Raw genomic sequence first — 17,362 nt, forward strand, 5'->3', positions numbered from 1 at the left:
GCGCGGCCTCGCGGGGCCGCTCAGCCGGGCGGGCACTGCTCCACCAGCATCAGGCAGCCGTCGTCGCCCCGGTCGGCCACGAACCTGCGGCCCGCCACGGTCGCCGCCGGGCGGGCCCGCGTCCGCACCAGCGGGCGGATCTTCCTGCCCTGGTCCAGGACGACGTCCCAGCGCGGCTGCCGGCCCACTGGCTCGTCGATGTCGACGAGCCGGATCCGGCCGCTGAAGACGTGACCGTCCAGGGTGGCCGGGAAGTACACCTCCTCGCCGTCGCTGCGGCGGATCAGCCGGAGCACCGGATCCTCGTCGCCGGGGTCGGCCAGCTCTCCCGCCACCAGCAGGTCGCCGCCCTCGATCCGGCACTCGCCGATCAGCGCCTCCGCCCGGCGCACCCGCAGCCCCCACACCCCTCTGGCGCCGCGTACGGGCACCACCCAGGAGCCCGCCCTGCGCACCGGCACCGGTACGGCCGGGGGCAGCCACCGGGGTCCCGCCACCTTCGCCTCCAGCCGCAGCCCCGTCGCGCGCAGCTCGACGCGCAACTCCCAGTGACCGCGCCGGGCCAGCCGGGCCGGTGTCAGCGTGGCGGGGTCGAAGGCGAAGCCGAAGGGGAAGCCGTGCTCCGCCGCCACGCCGCCGTCCTCCTGGGCGAGGCCGAGGCAGGCGGGCATGACCCTGTCCTCCGAGAGCGGCACGGTGTCGGAGGTGCCGCGCTCCTGGAGCCACACGCGTACGCGGACGCGCCCCAGCCCCCGCACGTCGAACCGGCCGACCGACACCCAGCCCTCGCCGTGAAGCACGCCGTCCCGCCAGCCGGCGGACAGCAGGCGCGGCAGCAGGGCCAGCTCCTCGGTGACCTCCGACAGGTCCTGCGGCAGGGCGGGATGCCGGCCGTACCAGCGCCTGCGTCCCAGCCCGAGCCCCCTTGCGAGTCCCTGGGGGACGAGGGGCGGCCACAGCCGGCCCTCGTCCCACTCCGCGAACACCGCCGCCAGCTCGTCCGGCCGCCTCCGGTGCAGCAGGTGCGTCAGCAGCCTGCGCGGGAACGGCAGGCTCAGCCAGTCCTCCGGGGCTACCCCGTCGAGGTAGCGGGCGGCGAGGTCCAGGATCTCCGGGTCCGCCGCCGCGCCCATGACCGCCACCGCCTCCACGGCCACACCCATGTCGATGTCGAGGGTGTCGCGGTCGAAGCGCGGCTTGACGGCCGGGGCCCGGCGGGCCAGCAGCGTGGCCGTCTCCAGCACCGACAGCAGGCGGTCGCGTACGTTGTCCGGCTCCATGCGGCGGTCCGTGACGGACTCCTCGCGCCTGCGCCAGTGGTAGACCACCGCCTTCAGCACGTCCACCGAGGCCGCGCCCACGTGCGCCGCCATGGCCACGGGCTGGTCCTCGTACAGCCGCTCCGGGAACGTCAGGGCCAGCGCGTCCCAGGAGGAGCGCCGGTAGACCTTGTTCCACAGCATGCGGTCGCGGACCAGCAGCGGGTGGCGGGTGATGTGGGTGCGCTCCAGCCGCCTCGCGAACGCCTGGCGGTGCGCCCACGAGGGCACGAGCTGGTTCCGGTGGATGCGCATGACGTTGCCGCAGGCCAGGTCCGAGCCGGTGGACTCCAGCGACGCCACCAGACGGCGGAACGCCTCACGCGGGACCAGGTCGTCGCCGTCCACGAAGGCCAGGTAACGGCCGGTCGCGTGCCGCACCCCGGTGTTGCGCGCCCGCCCGACGCCGCCGCCCGTCAGCCTGACCAGGCGCACGCGCGGGTCGGCCGCCTGCCGGGCCTCCACCACGGCCCGCCCGCCGTCGCGGCTGCCGTCGTCGACGCAGATCACCTCCAGGTCACGCAACGTCTGCGCGAGCAGGGAGTCCAGGCAGGAGCCCAGGTACTCCTCGACGTCGTGGAACGGGACGATCACCGACAGGATCGGCACGAAACCACCCTCTCTTCCTCAGCTTCGTCGTCTTCGCCGGGCCTTCGCCGGGCCTTAGCCGGGCCTTCGCCGACCTTCGCCGGCCTTCGCCGGGCCTTACAGCGGGCCTTACAGCGGGCCTTACGGCGGGGCCGGCGGCTTCGCGGGCCGGGCTCAGCGGGACAGCAGGCGCAGGACCTTGCGGGCGGCCCGGCGGGGGCGCGACAGCCGGCGGGCCAGGCGGAACCCGAGCGACCTGCGCAGGGAGGCCGCCTTGCGCTGGCTCCTGCGCAGCTTGGCGCGGGTGCGTACCAGCTCGCGCTCGCGGTAGGTCAGCTTGGTCTCCAGACGCGCGATCCGGGCCAGCGACGCGGTCAGCTGATCGGTCAGCCGGTCGCGGGCGCTGAGCAGGTCCCGGTACGTGGGCGCGGCCCCCGCCAGCTCGGCCGTCCCCGGCGCCTGCCCGAGCTCGGCCTCCAGCTTGCGGGCCCGATCGAGGCCGTCCTGGTCGCACGGCTGCCCCGCCATGCCGCACAGCGTCAGCGCGAGCTGCCCGGCGTCCAGCGGCCACGGCCACGGGTGGTGGTGCCCGGCCGCCAGCAGCCGTACGGCGAAACGCCACAGGATCCGGCAGAGCACCACCTGCGCGGGCACCGGACCGCCCAGGGCGGGGACCGGGATGATGGCGGTGAACCGCTCGCCGTCCCAGACGAGGTTGTCGGCGGCGGCGTCGCCCCCTTCCGCGACCCACGCGGCCAGCCCGGCCAGCAGGTCGCGCACGGACCGCACGTCCTCGCGGGCGCACGCCTCGACCAGGACCTCCTCGACGATGCGCCCACGCGGGATGGGCCGCACGGCACCTCCGGGCAGCCTTCTGGTGGAGGTGGCGGTGACCTCGTGCACGGCCCGCCCGACCTCGACCAGCCCCTCCGGCAACGGCTCACCGCCCGCGCTGTCGTCACCGGCACGGACCTCGGCCGGATCGTTCCCGGAGACCGGGCGGGTGGCGACCGTGAGCCACAGGGGCGCCAGGTGCTCTCCCAGCCCGTGACGGAACGCCAGCCGGGTCAGCCGCAGCGGGTCGGCCACCAGCATGGTGTCGCCGCCGGGCGCCGTCAGCGGCACGGTGAGCGCCTCGGGCAGGTTCTCGCGCAGCAGCTCCCGTCCGAACAGGGCACGCGGGGCGCTCCTGGCCGGGTAGGCGGCGTAGCACCGCTCGACCACGAGCCCGGCCGCCTCCAGCGCCGCGTCCAGGGCCTCCGGTCCGCCGGGGTGGCTCGGGTCGAAGCCGTGCGGCTCCCAGTGCCCGTCCGCGCCTTCCCGGTCCGGCGGCCGGGCGTCCACGAACCGGTCGATCCCGAGGTCGTTCGGCACCGCCAGGACGAGCCGGCCGCCCGGCGCCACAAGTGCGGCGAGGGCGTCCAGCGAGGCACGCCACGGCGGGGCCGGCTCCTCGGCGGAGTGCGTGCGTTCCAGCCCGTCGAGCGCCAGCACCAGGTCGTACGGCTCCGCCACGCTCAGCGCCCGGAGCCGCCCGCAGTGGACGTCCAGCGCCTGGTGACGCTCGCCGAGGGCGCAGGCGTCGGGGTACGACCGCACGAGCACGGCCACTGACGACGCGCCACCGGACATCTCGTCACCGGAGCCGGCGCCACCGGAGAACCCACCGCGAGAGTCTTCGCCACCGGCGAGCGCGGCGATGAGGCTCTTCGGGTGCGGGCCGGCCAGCAGCACGCGGCCGGCCGATGGGACCAGCCGGCGGACCAGCTCCAGCCCCGCGCCCCGCCAGTCGGTGGCCGCGTCGGCGTCGGACCACAGCAGCATCTCGCCGCCGATCAACCGGACGTTGCCGGGCGCCTCCGTCATGCGCATCGCACCCGCTTCCAGCCGAACATCCGCCGTAGCTCCTCAGGTGTCGCCTGACATTCGAAGCCCAGCTCCCGCCGGGCGGCCTCGGCGGCCAGGCCGCGGTCCACATGCTCGCCGTGCAGCTCGGGCCAGAGCCGCATGCGGCGGGCCGTGCCTCCGTATTCGGGGCGTTCGCCCTCGAACTGCATCGGATCGCCGTACACGGCGATGTCGCAGCCCACCGAGGCCCCGTAGAAGAGCGCGCTGCCGAGCCGGTTGGACGCCACCCTGCGGTGGCGGCGCAGCTCGGTGAGCTGGCGCCGGAGGAAGTCGCGTCCGGAGTCGTCCCAACGGGAGCCGCGCTCGCCGTGGCAGATGACCCGGAATCCGGCCGACTCGTACGCCCGCCGAATACCGATATTTGCGAATTCGAGCCAGTAAAGGCATACGGTCACCGGGCCGGTCTCCACCTCGCGGATCCGCGCGGCGAGTTCGCCGTGATCGCCGGTGACCGCGTTCTTCTCCCAGCCGTGGAAGGGGTACCAGATCGTGCCCTCCCGCTCCTCCTCCGGCACCCGGCCGAGATCGGGCTCCAGGTCGAGGAGGTAGATCCACGGCGCGCCGATGAGGTAGTGGCCCCGGCGCCCCATCGACCAGCCGCGCCGCCGGAGTACGTCGGCCCAGATGAAACGGGGATATCCCGGTGTGCACCAATGGTCGTTCGGCGGATATCCGTGCAGATAATTCCAGCCGTGCTGGAGAAATCCCTGTATACGCCGGGGAACGTCGTCCGGGAGCCCGCAGTATCCGGCGAGTATGCGGGAGTGCCCGTACCAGTGATTGGATTCGTCCATCATTCCCCCTGTAGCGGTTGGCGCGCCCCAAGGGACATTCGCAGCATCGCCGGTACATCACCCGGCTTTATACGGTTCCATTACCCGCGACTGGGTCTCGGTTTGAGCCATGGAGGATCACCGATACACTACGTTCTGGTTCGACCACGGAGAGTGAGGGAACATGACCCACCTCGACCGCCTGCGCGGGGTCTTCCGCGCCGCGCTGAGCCTTCCGGACGACGCCGACGTCGACGAGCTCCAATACCGGGCGATCCCGCAGTGGGACTCCCTGGCCCACATGGCGCTGGTCGCCGCCATCGAGGACGAGTTCGACATCATGATCGACACGGACGAGATCATCGACATGAGCTCGTTCGCCGAGGCCGCGCGGCTGCTGGAGAAGCACGGTGCCGGCGCCGCGTTCTGACCCACACCCGTCCCCGGCCGGCGCCCCCGGGGACGGGGCCCTGGACCGCGCGGCCGGTGACACGGCCACGGACCGCGCCACCGACGACGCGGCCCCTGGAGCCGCCGGCGACACGACCGCGGACCTCGATCCGGCCCCGCGCACGCGGGTGGCGCTGGTCACCGGCTCGACCTCGGGCATCGGGCGGGCCGTCGCCGTGGCGCTCGCCGCGGCCGGTGACGAGGTGATCCTGCACGGGCGCGACGCCGAGCGGGCCGCGAAGGCCGCGGCGGAGGTGGCCGCCGAGACCGGCGGCCGCACCTGGTCCGTCCACGGCGACGTGGCCGACCCCGGCGCGGTCTCCGCCATGATGCGCCACGTCCGGGAGCGCCACGGCCGCCTCGACGCGCTCGTGGTCAACGCCGGCACCCACGACGCGGCCCTGCTCGGCCTGCTGCCGGGCATGGCGGTGTCCCGGCTCTTCGACGTCAACGCGGTGGGCGCCGTCCACACGCTGCAGTCGGCGGTCCGGCTCCTGCGCCGGGGCACGAGCCCCGCCGTGGTGATGGTCTCCTCGATCATGGGTCGCCGCGGGTCGGCGGGCCAGGCCGTCTACTCCGCCACCAAGGCCGCGCTGCTCGGCCTGACCGTGTCCGCCGCCAAGGAGCTCGGCCCCGCCGGCATCCGGGTCAACGCGGTGGCGCCCGGCTTCATCGAGACGGCCATGCTCGCCACGCTCGACGACCGGGCCCGCGCCGCGACGGTCGCCGCGACCCCGCTCGGCCGCGTGGGCCTGCCCGGCGACGTGGCCGCCGCCGTGGCGTTCCTGCTCTCCGGCCATGCCTCGTTCGTCACCGGCCAGGTGCTCGGTGTCGACGGCGGGCTGGTGCTGTGAGGTTCCGACACGATGGATGGACGTCCCATGGATCGTTTCCCGCACCCTGACGCGCGGCTCGTCGTCGCCGGAGAGCCGGGCGGGCTCACGGGCGACCTGCTGGCCGCCCGGGTCGAACGCGCCGCGCAGGTGCTCGCCGGCCTGCCGCCTGGCCCCGTGTTCTGCGGCATGCGCAACGACCTGGCGTCCGTGGTGCGTTACCTCGCCGCGTGGCGGACCCGCAGGCCGGTGGCGCTGCTCGACCCGGACCTGGCGGCGGGGGCGCTGACCGGCCTGATCAGGAGGTTCCGGCCGGTGGGGATGTTCGGGTTCGCGCATGCCGTGGAGGCCGCGCCGCGCGGGCGCCGCGACGCCGGCGACCCGCATCCCGACCTGGCCGTGCTGCTGGCCACGTCCGGATCGACGGGCAGCCCCAGGCTCGTGCGCCTGTCGCGCCGGGCCGTGCTGTCCAACGCCACGGCCATCGCCACCGTCCTGGCCATCGGCCCCGGCGACGTGGCACCGACCAGCCTGCCGCTCTACTACAGCTTCGGCCTGTCGGTGCTCAACAGCCACCTGGTGGCCGGCGCCACCGTGGTGCTCACCGACGCGGGCCTGCTGGAGCGGTCGTTCTGGACCCACCTCGACGGCCACGGCTGCACCTCGCTGGCGGCCGTCCCGTACCAGTACGAGATGCTGCGCAGGCTCGGCTTCGAGCACGCCGAGCACCCCACGCTGACCACGCTCACGCAGGCCGGCGGGCGGCTGCGGCCGGAGCTCGTGACGCGGTTCGCGGCCATGACGGAGCGGTTCTTCGTCATGTACGGCCAGACGGAGGCCACCGCGCGCATCGCGGTCCTGCCGCCGGACCGCCTGGCCGACAAGCCGGGCTCGGCCGGGACCGCCGTCCCGGGCGGCCGGCTCAGCGTGGACGGCGGGGAGGTGATCTACGAGGGGCCCAACGTGATGATGGGCTACGCGGAGACGGCCGCCGACCTCGCCAGGGGCGACGACCTGGGCGGCGTGCTGCGCACCGGCGACCTCGGCCACCTCGACGACGAGGGCTTCGTCTTCCTCACCGGCCGCATGAAGCGCATCGCCAAGATCTTCGGCGTACGGGTCAGCCTGGACGACGTCGAGGGCCTGCTGCGCGACTGCGGCCCGGTGGCGGTGACGAGCGGGGACGACCGGGTCACGGTATGGGCCGAGGGGCTCGACCGCGACGCCTGCGCCCGCCTGGCCCGCCGCCTCGGCACGGAGCTACGGCTGCACTGGAGCGGCTTCGACGTCCGCGCCGTGGACCGCCTCCCGCTGCTGACCACGGGCAAGGTCGACTACCGCGCCCTGGAGGCCCGGACATGAGACGACCGGACGGGCCGAGGGCCACGACGGACCCGGCAGACCGGGTGGGTGTCTTCACGTTGGGACAGACCGAGCGGGAGCGGGTGCTGCTGCCGCGGCTGGCCGAGCTGACGGAGCGGCACCGGCACGCCTGCCCGCCGTACGCGCGGATCCTGGCGGCGATCGGGTCGCACGGGCCGTACGCGCGCGTGGCGGAGCTGCCGTGGCTGCCGGTGCGGATGTTCAAGACGCACGAGCTGCGCAGCGTGCCCGAGGAGGAGGTGTTCCGGGTGCTCACCTCCAGCGGCACCACGGGGCAGCGGCCCAGCCGCGTCCACCTCGACCGCGCGGCGGCCGCGGCGCAGCCACGCATGCTGGCGGCGACGCTCCGGGCGGTGCTGGGCGGGCGGCGGCTGCCCATGCTGATCGCCGACACCCGCTCGGTCGCGCGGGCCACGACGCTGAGCGCGCGCGGCGCCGGGGTGCTCGGCATGATGAACCTCGGCCGTGACCACACCTTCGTGCTGGACGAGGGCGGCGAGGTGGACGCGGCGGCGGTGCGGGGGTTCCTGGCGCGGCACGGCCGGGAGCCGTTCCTGATCTTCGGGTTCACGTACATGGTGTGGCTGCACCTGCGCGGGCTGGGGCTCGACCTGTCGCAGGGGGTCCTGATCCACTCCGGGGGGTGGAAGAGGCTGGCCGACCAGGCGGTGGACGCTGCCGAGTTCCGCCGGCGGCTGGCGCGCGAGTGCGGGCTGACCCGGATCCACGACTTCTACGGCATGGTGGAGCAGATCGGCACGATCTTCCTGGAGGGTCCGGAGGGCGGCGGGCTCTACTGCCCGGACTTCGCCGACGTGGTGATCCGCGACCCGGAGACGTGGGAGGAGGCTCCACCGGGCGTGCCGGGGCTCATCGAGGTGGTCAGCACGCTGCCGACGTCGTACCCGGGGCACGTGTTGCTGACCGAGGACCTGGGGGTCGTCCACGGGGTGGACGACGGCACATGGCCGGGCAAGCGCTTCTCGGTGCTGGGTCGGCTGAGCCGCGCGGAGGCACGCGGGTGCAGCGACACGCTGGGCGGGATGGGGGCGGCCGCGTGACCGGCCCCGTCCACGTCCCGCGGTCGCCGTCCGAGCGGGCCGCCGGTGAGGGGCAGCCGGTACGGGTCCGGTTTCCGGTCGAGGGGGCCATGGGGGTCGGGGATCTGGTTCGGGACGTGACCGGGGGGCCGGGGCTGAGCGTCGGGGACGATCGCGTGCGGGAGTTCCTCGTGGCCGTCGGGCGCGGGCTGCTCAGGCCCGCCGTGGCGCGGCGGCATCCCGAGCTGGCGTCCCTCGGGTTCTTCCTGCGGCCCCGCGAGCTGGAGCGGGCTGTCGGCCCGGCGTCCGGGGAGCACGTGCGGGTGCCGCGTGGGCTGGTGTTCCACGTTCCCCCGGCGAACGTCGACACCGTCTTCGTCTACTCCTGGGCCCTGTCGGCCCTCATGGGCAACCGCAACGTCGTCCGTCTGTCGGCCCGTGCCGGCGTCGTGGCCGAGGTGATCCTCGGCGTGCTGCACGAGGCGCTCGACGGCGCCGACCCGGTGGTGGCCCGCACGCAGCGCGTCGTCTCCTACGACCGTCCCGGGCGGGAGAGCGCGGGCGGCCGTCCCCTGCGAGAAGGCGAGGGACAGGCCCCCGACCCCACCGCCGAGCTGTCGGCGGCGTGCGATCTGCGGGTGATCTGGGGCGGCGACCGTACGGTGGACGAGATCCGCCGGCATCCGCTCGCGCCCCATGCCCGCGACCTCGCCTTCCCCGACCGGTCGTCGTTCGCGGTGGTCCGGGCCGCGGCGTGGCTGGCCGCCGAGCCGGCGACGCGGGCGGCGGTGGCCGACGGGTTCGCCACCGACGCGTACTGGTTCGACCAGGCCGCGTGCTCCTCCCCGAGCACCGTCTTCTGGGTGGGCTCCCCGGGCGAGTGCGCGGCGGCCCGCGACGGGTTCACCGCCTGCCTGGCGGAGGCCGTGGCGCGGCGCGGGTGGACGGTGGACGCGGCGATGGCGGTCGAGAAGCGGGTGGCCACCTACGGGCTGGCGGCCGACGGCGTGGCGAGCTCGGTCGAGTTCCGCGGCAACGCCCTGGCCCAGGTTGTTCTGACGGCGCCGGACCGGGCTCCGCGGCGGTGGCTCGGCACGGGGACGTTCGCGCACGCCCGGCTCGGCACTCTCGGCGAGCTGGCGGGCGTGGTGCGGCGGAAGGACCAGACGATGACGCACTTCGGCTTCGGCCGCGAGGAGCTGGCCGAGCTGGCCGGGGCGTTGGGCGGGCGCGGGGTGGACCGGATGGTGCCGGTCGGGACCGCGCTGGGGTTCCACCGGGTGTGGGACGGCGTGGACCTGCCGGCCGAGTTCACCCGGCTGGTGGCCGTCACCGCCTCGCCCTCGTAGCGGACCTGCCCGCCGCGTCCACCCGGTTGATGGCCGCTACCGCGTCGTCCCGGTGGCTCTACTTCGCCCCATCCTGCTCCGGCTCGCCGCCGGACTCCAACTCCTCGGTCAGGAGCGCCAGCAGGCCGGGCAGGTGACGCTCGATGTCCTGCCTGGGCAGCGAGACCGCGCTCCCGTTGCCGTGGTCGCGCTGCACGATCAACCCCGCCTCACGCAGCACCCGGAAGTGATGCGTGCGCGCGGCCTTCTTCACCGGCAGGTCGAAGGAGCCGCACGCGCGCTCGCGGTCCCCTGGATCGGCCGCGAGCTCGGCCACCACGCGGCGGCGGGAGCTGTCGGCCAGGGCGCCGAACACCTTGCCCAGATCCATGAATCTCCCCTAGGTACGATTTGTTTCGTACCTGATAGATGTCTACCATTATCAGGTATGAAGATTATCGTACCTGAAGGAGACGGGGCGGTCGGCCTCTACGGCTTCGCCCGGCCGAAGCCCGAGCGGGCCGACGAACTGGAACGACTGCTGCTGTCGTTCGTCGAACCGACCAGGGCCGAGCCGGGCTCGATGCAGTACCAGGTCCACCGGGACGCGGCCGACCCCGGCACGCTGGTGTTCTACGAACTGTGGCGGTCGGCCGACGACCTGCGCGCCCATCTCGCGCGTCCCGAGCTCGCGGACTTCCAGCGGCACCGCATGGACTACCTGCTGGAAGACCTGGAGATTCACTGGCTGACGCCTCTCAGCGCGACCCCCTGACCCCTCGGCGGACCGCCAACGGCCGCCCGCCCCCGGCGCCAGGGGCGGGCGGCCGTCGCCGCGATCATCGGGAGACAGCTCGCGCACGGGATGCCCACTTCCGGCGCCGAGGCGGGGGAAGGCCGGCGCCAGTACGTGACACCCCGTGACGCCCCCGAATGCGCCGGTGGCGGCAGCGGGGCTCGCTCGTCACTGTGCCGGCGAGTGATCCTCGTTCGGCCTGGTGGCGGTGGCGTCGCGGCGGGCGCGGAGGGCGCGGACCCTGCCCCGGCTCGCGCACGCCGGGGACGGGCACCAGCGCCGGCGCCCGGGCGGATCGATGAAGACGCCCCTGCAGTCGCGCTCCGGGCAGCTCTTGAGAGCCAGCCGGTCCGAGCCGGTCATGTGGTCCGCGGCCTGGCGGGCGACCCTGGCGAGGGCGCGTGCCGTCGTCGCCGGCGGTTCGCGGCGCAGCCGGTCCTCCGCGACCAGCCGGACCGGATCGTCGTATGCAGCCAGGAACGCGGCCAGCTCCGCCACGGCATCCGCGGGCGGGGGGCGCTCGTCGACAGTGGCCAGGGCGAGCGCACGGAGGGTCTCCCGGAGTTTCCGCGCCTGGTCCACATCGTCTTCATCAGGCGGTAGAGCCGGGGACAGCTCGCAGCGCTCCAGCCACTCGGCGAGGCGGCCGGGCGTGCCCAGCCGCTCCACCGGGTCCGCGCTGAACGTGCGGCCCCTGGTGGCGAGGAGGTTCAGCCAGACGGCGCCGCAGTCGAAGCGGAAGGCGAACGGGTCCTCTTTGCTCATGGGTCCATGGTAACGCTCAGACCGTTACATCTGTTACCGTCCAGACTGTAACGTTCAAGGCGTTACAAGGACGGACCGGGAGCAATGGGCATGACGACGAATCGAACGCTGTCGGAGCAACTGACGCAGGCGCGGCTGGACCGGGAAGAGGGGTACCGGCTGCTGGACGTTCTCCAGGACGAGGCCACCCAGCAGGCGCTGCCCGGCATCGAGCAGATCGTCCCGGGATACGCCGACTGGATCATCACAGCCCTCTTCGGTGGCACCTACCTGCGCGAGGGGTTGTCGCTGCGCGACCGGCAGCTCGTCAACCTGGCCGCCCTGACCGCGCTCGGCGGCGTGGACCCGCAGCTGGCCGGCCACGTCAAGACCTCGCTGCGGGTCGGGATGACCCGCGAGGAGGTGCTTGAGGTCTTCGTGCACCTGGCGCCCTACATCGGCGTGCCCAAGGCACTGGCCGGGCTGCGCGTCGCCGCTGCCGCGCTCGCCGACGCGGAGCAGGAGGGCGGACAGTGAGCGCGATGGTCCGTACTGTGCTCGGGGACGTCCCGCCCGAGGAGCTGGGCGTCTGCGACGCCCACGACCACCTGTTCATCAGTACGCCGGCGCTGCCGGGGCAGGAGCTGGACGACGCCGAGGCCGCGCTCGCCGAGTTGACCGCCTTCGCCGCGCTCGGCGGAGGCGCGGTGGTCCAGTGGACGCCGTGGGGAATGGGGCCACGGGCCGAAGAACTGCCCCGCCTGTCGCGGCAGTCCGGCATCCACGTCATCTCCGCCACCGGGATGCACCAGGCCAAGCACTATGACCGAGGCGAGCTGGAGCGCGTCCGTGGCCGGCTGGCAGAGTTGTTCATCCGCGAGCTGACCAGCGCTCCCGTGCAGGCGGGAATGATCAAGGTCGCCGGCGCCTATCACCGCCTCGACGAACACGCCCGGAATGTCATGGCCGCCGCCGCCGAGGCCCACCATGCCACCGGCGCGCCCATCGGCGTCCATCTGGAGGCCGGAACCGCCGCCCTGGACACGCTCGACCTGTTGTGCCGGACGCATGGGGTCGCCCCGGACCGTGTGATCCTCGGACACCTGACCCGATTCCCGGACACGAGGATTCACCGGCAGGTCGCCGAAGCCGGTGCGTTCCTGGCCTTCGACGGCCCGTCGCGAGCGCATCAGGCCACCGACTGGCGCCTGCTGGACAGCCTCGCGGCCCTCGCCGGCGCCGGCCACGCTCACCAGCTCCTGCTCGGGGCCGACACCGTCACCGCGACGGCCCGGTCCGGTGCGGACGGCCCTGGCATGCCGTTCCTGCTCGCCGGCCTGCGCCCGAGGATCGAGCGTGAGCTCGGCACGGACCTCGCCTGCGCGATCTTCACCGGGAATCCGGCCCGCGCCTTCGCGGTGCGATGGCGCCGGCCATGACCTGAACCCTCCGAACGCGCGCCGGCCGGTGGCACGCTCCAGGAAGGCGGGGCGACCCGTCACGCGGGTGGGGATGTTTGGCTTTAAGGTGGCACCTGTGGTGATTCAGGGCTTGCTGGCGGCCGCACTGGTGATGAGCGGCGCCCCGGCTGCGGGCACGGGGACGAGCGCGGGAACGGGCACGGCGGCGCGGGTCGACTGCGCGAAGGTCAAGTGCCTGGCGCTGACGTTCGACGACGGCCCCGGCAAGTACACCGGCACCCTCCTCGACGTGCTCGAACGCGAGCACGTGAAGGCGACGTTCTTCCTCATGGGCAAGCACGTGGAGCAGATCCCGGCGGTCGTCAGGAAGACGGTGGCCGAGGGGCACGCGATCGGCAACCACACCTACTCGCACCCGTCGTTACCGACCCTGCTCGACCAGGAGATCATCGACGAGATGCGCCTCACCCAGGACGTCGTCCAGAACGTGACCGGCCGCCGGCTGCGGATGTTCCGGCCCCCGTACGGGCACACCGACGCCCGGGTGCTGGGGCTCGCCGGCTCGCAGGACCTCTCCCAGGTGCTGTGGACCGGCACGACCCTCGACTGGAAGCTGCGCGACCCGGCGAAGATCAAGGCCGCGGTGCTGCGGCTGGCCAAGCGCGACGGTGTGATCCTCATGCACGACACGGTCCCGCAGACGGTCCGGGCCATGCCGGCGATCCTCAAGGAGCTGAAGAAGCAGGGGTATCACCTGGTGACGGTTCCGACCCTGCTGGGCGGCAGGACTCCGGACGCCGGTGTGAGTTTTCCCTAGTTCGCGGTAGGAAGCACGTCGGGGCGACCGCCCCGGTAGCCGGGACGGGGAGTGCATGCTGACGGAGACCGCGAAGCCATCGCGCTGGGCGACGCTCGCGACCTTCCTCGCCATCCAGGCCGTGCTCGCGTGCTGGTGGGCCGCGTACTATCCGGGCCTGTTCAGCCGCGACTCGGTTCTGTACCTGAGCCACACCATGGTCGGGCCGTGGGTGAGCGACCACTCGGTGACCTACGACGCGCTGCTGTGGCTGAGCGTGCGCCTGACGGGCGACATCGGCGCGGTCACGCTGCTGCAGACGACCGCCATGGCGGCCACGCTCACGTACCTGGCCGCCGCGCTGAAGGCACTCGGCGCGCCGCGCAGGACGACGACGGCCGTGGCCGTCCTGCTGCCGTTCCTGCCGCCGGTGGGCGCGTTCGCGGTGGCGCTGTGGAAGGACGTGCCGTTCACGCTGTGCGCGGTCGCGATCGCGGCGTCGTGCGCCGGGCTGGCGGCGACCCGCCGCCTGACAGCGTGGCGGCTCGCGGGGCTCGGGACGCTCATGCTGGCGCTCGGGCTGTTCCGGGCGAACGGCTTCCTCGTGGTCGGCGTCGCCGTGGCCGTGCTGCTGGTCGTGGTGCGGGGCGCGAGGGTACGGCTGGCGCTGGTGGGGCTCGTCGCGGCGGCCGTCCCCCTGGTGCTCAGCAACGTCGTCCTGCCGCGCGTGGGCATCGCCGCCCCGTCCAGCACGTACGTCTACCACACGGCCTTCGGCGACATCGCGGTCCTGTACCGGGACCATCCGGAGCTGTTCGACGACCGCGACAGGACGCTCATGACCGCCGTGGCCCCCCTGTCGCGGTGGAACGAGGGCGGCACCTGCCACACCATCAACCCGCTGATCTGGCGGCGCGACTTCAGCTGGCAGCAGGCCGACGCGCACGCGAGCGAGCTGCTGGAGCTGTGGCGGCGGCTGCTCACGGAGCGGCCCGTGGACGTCGTGGACGCCCGCCTGTGCCGGGGCTCGATCGCGTGGAACCCGGTGCAGGACGAGTGGGCCGTGGGCGGGCAGACGTACCACTTCTCGCGCCGGCCGAGCGCCGAGACGTACGTGGGCCCGAACAAGGTGCCCGACTACCCGCAGCGGTGGATGTTCTCGCTGCGGCCGAAGTCGGCGGAGCTGTACCGGGTGGCCGACTCGTGGCTGCTCGCCTCGGCGGAGCCCGGCTATGACTGGCTGCTCTGGCGGGGCGCGACCTGGGCGTACCTGTCGTACCTGACGGCGGGGCTGGCGGCGTGGGCGCTGCGCAACAGGTACGTGCCGGCGGTCGTGGCGGTGGTGGCGGGGCAGCAGCTCGCCGTGCTGGCCAACATCTCGGCGCAGGACTACCGGTACATGGCCACGCCGCTCTTCGTGGGGATGATGATGGCGCCGCTGCTGGTCGGCAGCCTGGTGCGGGTGCTGCGCGGGGCCCGGCGGCCGGCCGGCGAGCCGGTCCCGGGCCCTGAAGCCGGCTAAAACTTGCGGACCACGCATCTTTGCAGAATCCGCAAGTTTATGTATCGTGGTGGCTGTGGGAAGTGACGACCGTGAGCGTTCGGGGCTGCGCGAGCGCAAGAAGCGAGAGACGCGCATCGCGCTGAGCTGGGCCGCCATCCGGCTCACCGTGGAGCGCGGGTGGGACAACGTACGGGTGGAGGACATCGCCGCCGAGGCGGGCGTCTCCCCCCGCACCTTCAACAACTACTTCTCCAGCAAGGGCGAGGCCATCGCGGCCCGGCACGTCGAGCGGGCCCACGCGATCGCGGAGGACCTGCGCGCCCAACCGGCGGACAAGCCGCTGTGGGAGGCGATCACCGACGCGGCGCTCTCGCAGTTCGCGCTCGGCCTCGACGCGCGGCCGGAGGCGTCGGACGAGCGGACCGCCGGGCTCCGCCTGATGGTGCAGGAGCCGGCGCTGCAGACCGAGTTCGTCAAGGCGAACATGGCCGCCGAGGCCGAGTTCGCCGCGGTGATCGCCGAGCGCACGGGCACCGACGTCACCCGCGACCTGTACCCCAACCTCGTCGCCGGTGCCGTGAGCGCCGCCATCGTGGCGGTCACCCAGCAGTCGCTGCGCCCAGGACCGCCGGTCTCGGTACAGGACTTGCTGCGCGAGGCGTTCGGCCGGCTCTCCCAGGGGCTCACCACCCCGTAGCCCCACCCCCACAACCGCACACGGTACGAAGCCCGGCGCCGCCGGGCCGATGCGTCATGCCCTTTTCCGATGACCAGGAGGATCACCGTGTACACCGACATCTCCCCCGAGACCACCCCCGGCACGCCCGTCGACGTCGTCATCGCGGGCGGCGGCCCGAACGGGCTCATGCTGGCCTGCGAGCTCGCCCTCGCCGGGGTGCGGCCCGTGGTGCTGGAGCGGCTGGCCGCCCGCACCGAGGAGCCCCGCGCCAACGGCCTGGTCGGCCAGGTCCTCCGGGTGCTCGACCGCCGGGGCCTGTACGAGCGCCTGACCGGCGACCCCGAGCCGCCCCGGCCCGTCCCCGGCTTCGTGTTCGGCGCGCTGCCGCTGAACCTGGCCGGCGTGGAGGACAACCCGCTCCACATCATCCAGGTGCCGCAGCGCCGCGTCGAGGAGGTGCTGGAGGAACGCGCGACCGAGCTCGGCGTCGAGATCCGGAGGGGACACGAGCTGACGGGCCTGTCCCAGGACGCGGACGGCGTCACCGCCGAGATCGCGGCGCCCGGCGGCCCGTACACGCTGCGCACCGGTTATCTGGTCGGCGCGGACGGCGGCCACAGCGTCACGCGCAGGCTGTCCGGCATCGGCTTCCCGGGGATCACCAGGGACGACACGATCTCCCGCACCGCGAACGTGTCCATGCCGGCCTCGCTGATCGACCCCGCCACCGGCGCGTTGAACGTGCCCGGTTACGGCCTCGTGCCGCCGTTCATGCACCATCGCACCGAGCACGGTCTGATCGCGTACGCCCCGTTCGCCGGCCGCCTGCCCGTGCTGACCACCATGGAGTGGGACAGCACGGAAGAGGGCACGGAGCCGCCGCCCATGTCCCTGGACGAGCTGCGGGCGAGCGTACGCCGGGTGCTCGGCGTGGACCTGCCCTTCGGGCCGCCGGAGGGCGACGGGCCGCACCTGCTACGCCGGCTGACCAGCGGTAACACCCGGCTGGCCGACCGGTTCCGCGACGGCCGGGTGCTGCTGGCCGGCGACGCCGCCCATGTGCACAGCGCGATCGGCGGCCCCGGCCTGAACCTGGGCCTCCAGGACACGGTCAACCTGGGCTGGAAGCTGGCCGCCGTGGTCCGGGGCCGGGCCTCCGAGGCGCTGCTGGACACGTACGAGAGCGAGCGGCGTCCGGCGGCCGAGCGGGTCGTCATGCACACGCAGGCGCAGTCCGCGCTGATCGCGCCGGGCGGCGAGGTGACGGCGCTGCGCGAGCTGTTCGCCGAGCTGCTCCGCGATCCGGCCAACGCCCGCCACATCGCCGCCACGATGGCCGGGTCCGACGTCCGCTACGACATGGGCGGCGGGGACGCGCACCCGCTGACCGGCCGCCTCGCCCCCGACCTGACGCTGGACACAGGCGGCGGCACCGGCGGCGGCTCGCTCCGGCTCGCCGAGCTGACCCGGACGGCCCGGCCGCTGCTGCTGGACCTGACCAGGGGCACGTCACCGGCCAAGGAGGCGTCCGGCTGGCACGACCGGGTCGACACGCTCACCGCGCACTCCTCCGGGGCGTCGAGCGAGGTGAGCGCGCTCCTGATCCGGCCGGACGGCTACGTGGCCTGGGCGTCGTCCTCGCCGGACCCGGACGAGGGCGAGCTGCGGGCCCTGCGCGCGGCGCTCACCCGCTGGTTCGGCGAAGCCGCCTGACCCTCACCCGCCCGGCCCTCGCGGGAATGCCCTCGCGGGGACGCCCTCGACCAGCAGCTCCAGCTCGGCCAAGCGAACGCGTCAGGA

Annotated in this window: 17 protein-coding genes; 12 read left to right on the forward strand and 5 right to left on the reverse strand. The window is 73.6% G+C overall.

From position 1 onward, the window contains the following. Nucleotides 1-20 precede the first annotated feature (20 nt). The 3 genes from MTP10_RS08155 to MTP10_RS08165 all read right to left on the reverse strand — a co-directional run bounded on the left by MTP10_RS08155 (nt 21) and on the right by MTP10_RS08165 (nt 4,405). Entirely contained in the window at nt 21-1,928 is a 1,908-nt protein-coding gene (locus MTP10_RS08155; protein WP_310708420.1) for a glycosyltransferase family 2 protein, read from the reverse strand. A 153-nt stretch (nt 1,929-2,081) separates the two neighbouring features. After that, nucleotides 2,082-3,773, reverse strand: a complete 1,692-nt coding sequence (locus MTP10_RS08160) for a hypothetical protein (RefSeq protein WP_310708421.1) — start codon at nt 3,771-3,773, stop codon at nt 2,082-2,084. Next, complete coding sequence (locus tag MTP10_RS08165) at nt 3,770-4,405, reverse strand: hypothetical protein (RefSeq protein ID WP_310708422.1); 636 nt, start codon at nt 4,403-4,405, stop codon at nt 3,770-3,772. The genes MTP10_RS08160 and MTP10_RS08165 overlap by 4 nt, the downstream gene beginning before the upstream one ends. A 367-nt stretch (nt 4,406-4,772) precedes the next feature. Here MTP10_RS08165 and MTP10_RS08170 point away from each other — a divergent pair, with 367 nt between their 5' ends. From MTP10_RS08170 to MTP10_RS08190, 5 genes are read left to right on the forward strand one after another with little or no spacing between them, the layout of a single operon-like run. Then, nucleotides 4,773-5,018 (forward strand): acyl carrier protein, encoded by a 246-nt coding sequence (locus MTP10_RS08170; protein WP_310708423.1) that lies wholly within the window; start codon nt 4,773-4,775, stop codon nt 5,016-5,018. Further along, nucleotides 4,999-5,892, forward strand: coding sequence for an SDR family oxidoreductase (locus MTP10_RS08175; RefSeq protein ID WP_310708424.1), 894 nt, complete (start codon nt 4,999-5,001; stop codon nt 5,890-5,892). The genes MTP10_RS08170 and MTP10_RS08175 overlap by 20 nt, the downstream gene beginning before the upstream one ends. Before the next feature lie 27 nt (nt 5,893-5,919). Further along, nucleotides 5,920-7,233, forward strand: a complete 1,314-nt coding sequence (locus MTP10_RS08180) for an AMP-binding protein (RefSeq protein ID WP_310708425.1) — start codon at nt 5,920-5,922, stop codon at nt 7,231-7,233. Next, nucleotides 7,230-8,315 carry an acyl-protein synthetase gene (locus MTP10_RS08185; RefSeq protein WP_310708426.1) on the forward strand — a complete coding sequence of 362 codons (1,086 nt, stop codon included), beginning with the start codon at nt 7,230-7,232 and terminating at the stop codon, nt 8,313-8,315. Before MTP10_RS08180 ends, MTP10_RS08185 begins: the two co-directional genes overlap by 4 nt. Continuing rightward, nucleotides 8,312-9,643: an acyl-CoA reductase gene (locus MTP10_RS08190; RefSeq protein WP_310708427.1), complete on the forward strand. Its 1,332-nt coding sequence runs from the start codon at nt 8,312-8,314 to the stop codon at nt 9,641-9,643. The genes MTP10_RS08185 and MTP10_RS08190 overlap by 4 nt, the downstream gene beginning before the upstream one ends. 58 nt (nt 9,644-9,701) lie before the next feature. On the opposite strand, the gene MTP10_RS08195 is transcribed toward MTP10_RS08190, so the two are convergent. Next, nucleotides 9,702-10,013, reverse strand: a complete 312-nt coding sequence (locus MTP10_RS08195; protein ID WP_310708428.1) for a helix-turn-helix domain-containing protein — start codon at nt 10,011-10,013, stop codon at nt 9,702-9,704. A gap of 57 nt (nt 10,014-10,070) precedes the next feature. On the opposite strand from MTP10_RS08195, the gene MTP10_RS08200 reads away from it, so the two are divergent. Continuing rightward, nucleotides 10,071-10,397, forward strand: a complete 327-nt coding sequence (locus tag MTP10_RS08200; RefSeq protein WP_310708429.1) for a putative quinol monooxygenase — start codon at nt 10,071-10,073, stop codon at nt 10,395-10,397. Nucleotides 10,398-10,586: 189 nt separating this feature from the next. On the opposite strand, the gene MTP10_RS08205 is transcribed toward MTP10_RS08200, so the two are convergent. Next, nucleotides 10,587-11,183, reverse strand: coding sequence for a CGNR zinc finger domain-containing protein (locus tag MTP10_RS08205; protein WP_310708430.1), 597 nt, complete (start codon nt 11,181-11,183; stop codon nt 10,587-10,589). Nucleotides 11,184-11,273: 90 nt separating this feature from the next. Here MTP10_RS08205 and MTP10_RS08210 point away from each other — a divergent pair, with 90 nt between their 5' ends. The 6 genes from MTP10_RS08210 to MTP10_RS08235 all read left to right on the forward strand — a co-directional run bounded on the left by MTP10_RS08210 (nt 11,274) and on the right by MTP10_RS08235 (nt 17,275). Next, nucleotides 11,274-11,699: a carboxymuconolactone decarboxylase family protein gene (locus tag MTP10_RS08210; protein WP_310708431.1), complete on the forward strand. Its 426-nt coding sequence runs from the start codon at nt 11,274-11,276 to the stop codon at nt 11,697-11,699. 5 nt (nt 11,700-11,704) lie between these two features. Beyond that, a complete protein-coding gene (locus MTP10_RS08215) occupies nt 11,705-12,601 on the forward strand; it encodes a hypothetical protein (RefSeq protein ID WP_310708432.1) in 897 nt (298 codons plus the stop codon). A gap of 97 nt (nt 12,602-12,698) precedes the next feature. Next, entirely contained in the window at nt 12,699-13,400 is a 702-nt protein-coding gene (locus tag MTP10_RS08220; protein WP_310708433.1) for a polysaccharide deacetylase family protein, read from the forward strand. 55 nt (nt 13,401-13,455) lie between these two features. Then, the gene (locus tag MTP10_RS08225; RefSeq protein WP_310708434.1) at nt 13,456-14,901 is read left to right on the forward strand and encodes a hypothetical protein; all 1,446 of its coding nucleotides are present in this window, start codon (nt 13,456-13,458) and stop codon (nt 14,899-14,901) included. 55 nt (nt 14,902-14,956) lie between these two features. Continuing rightward, nucleotides 14,957-15,580, forward strand: a complete 624-nt coding sequence (locus MTP10_RS08230) for a TetR family transcriptional regulator (RefSeq protein ID WP_310708435.1) — start codon at nt 14,957-14,959, stop codon at nt 15,578-15,580. A gap of 69 nt (nt 15,581-15,649) precedes the next feature. Further along, nucleotides 15,650-17,275, forward strand: a complete 1,626-nt coding sequence (locus MTP10_RS08235; RefSeq protein WP_310708436.1) for an FAD-dependent monooxygenase — start codon at nt 15,650-15,652, stop codon at nt 17,273-17,275. Nucleotides 17,276-17,362 lie beyond the last annotated feature (87 nt).

The sequence above is a fragment of the Nonomuraea sp. 3-1Str genome, assembly GCF_031570565.1.
Taxonomy (GTDB): domain Bacteria; phylum Actinomycetota; class Actinomycetes; order Streptosporangiales; family Streptosporangiaceae; genus Nonomuraea.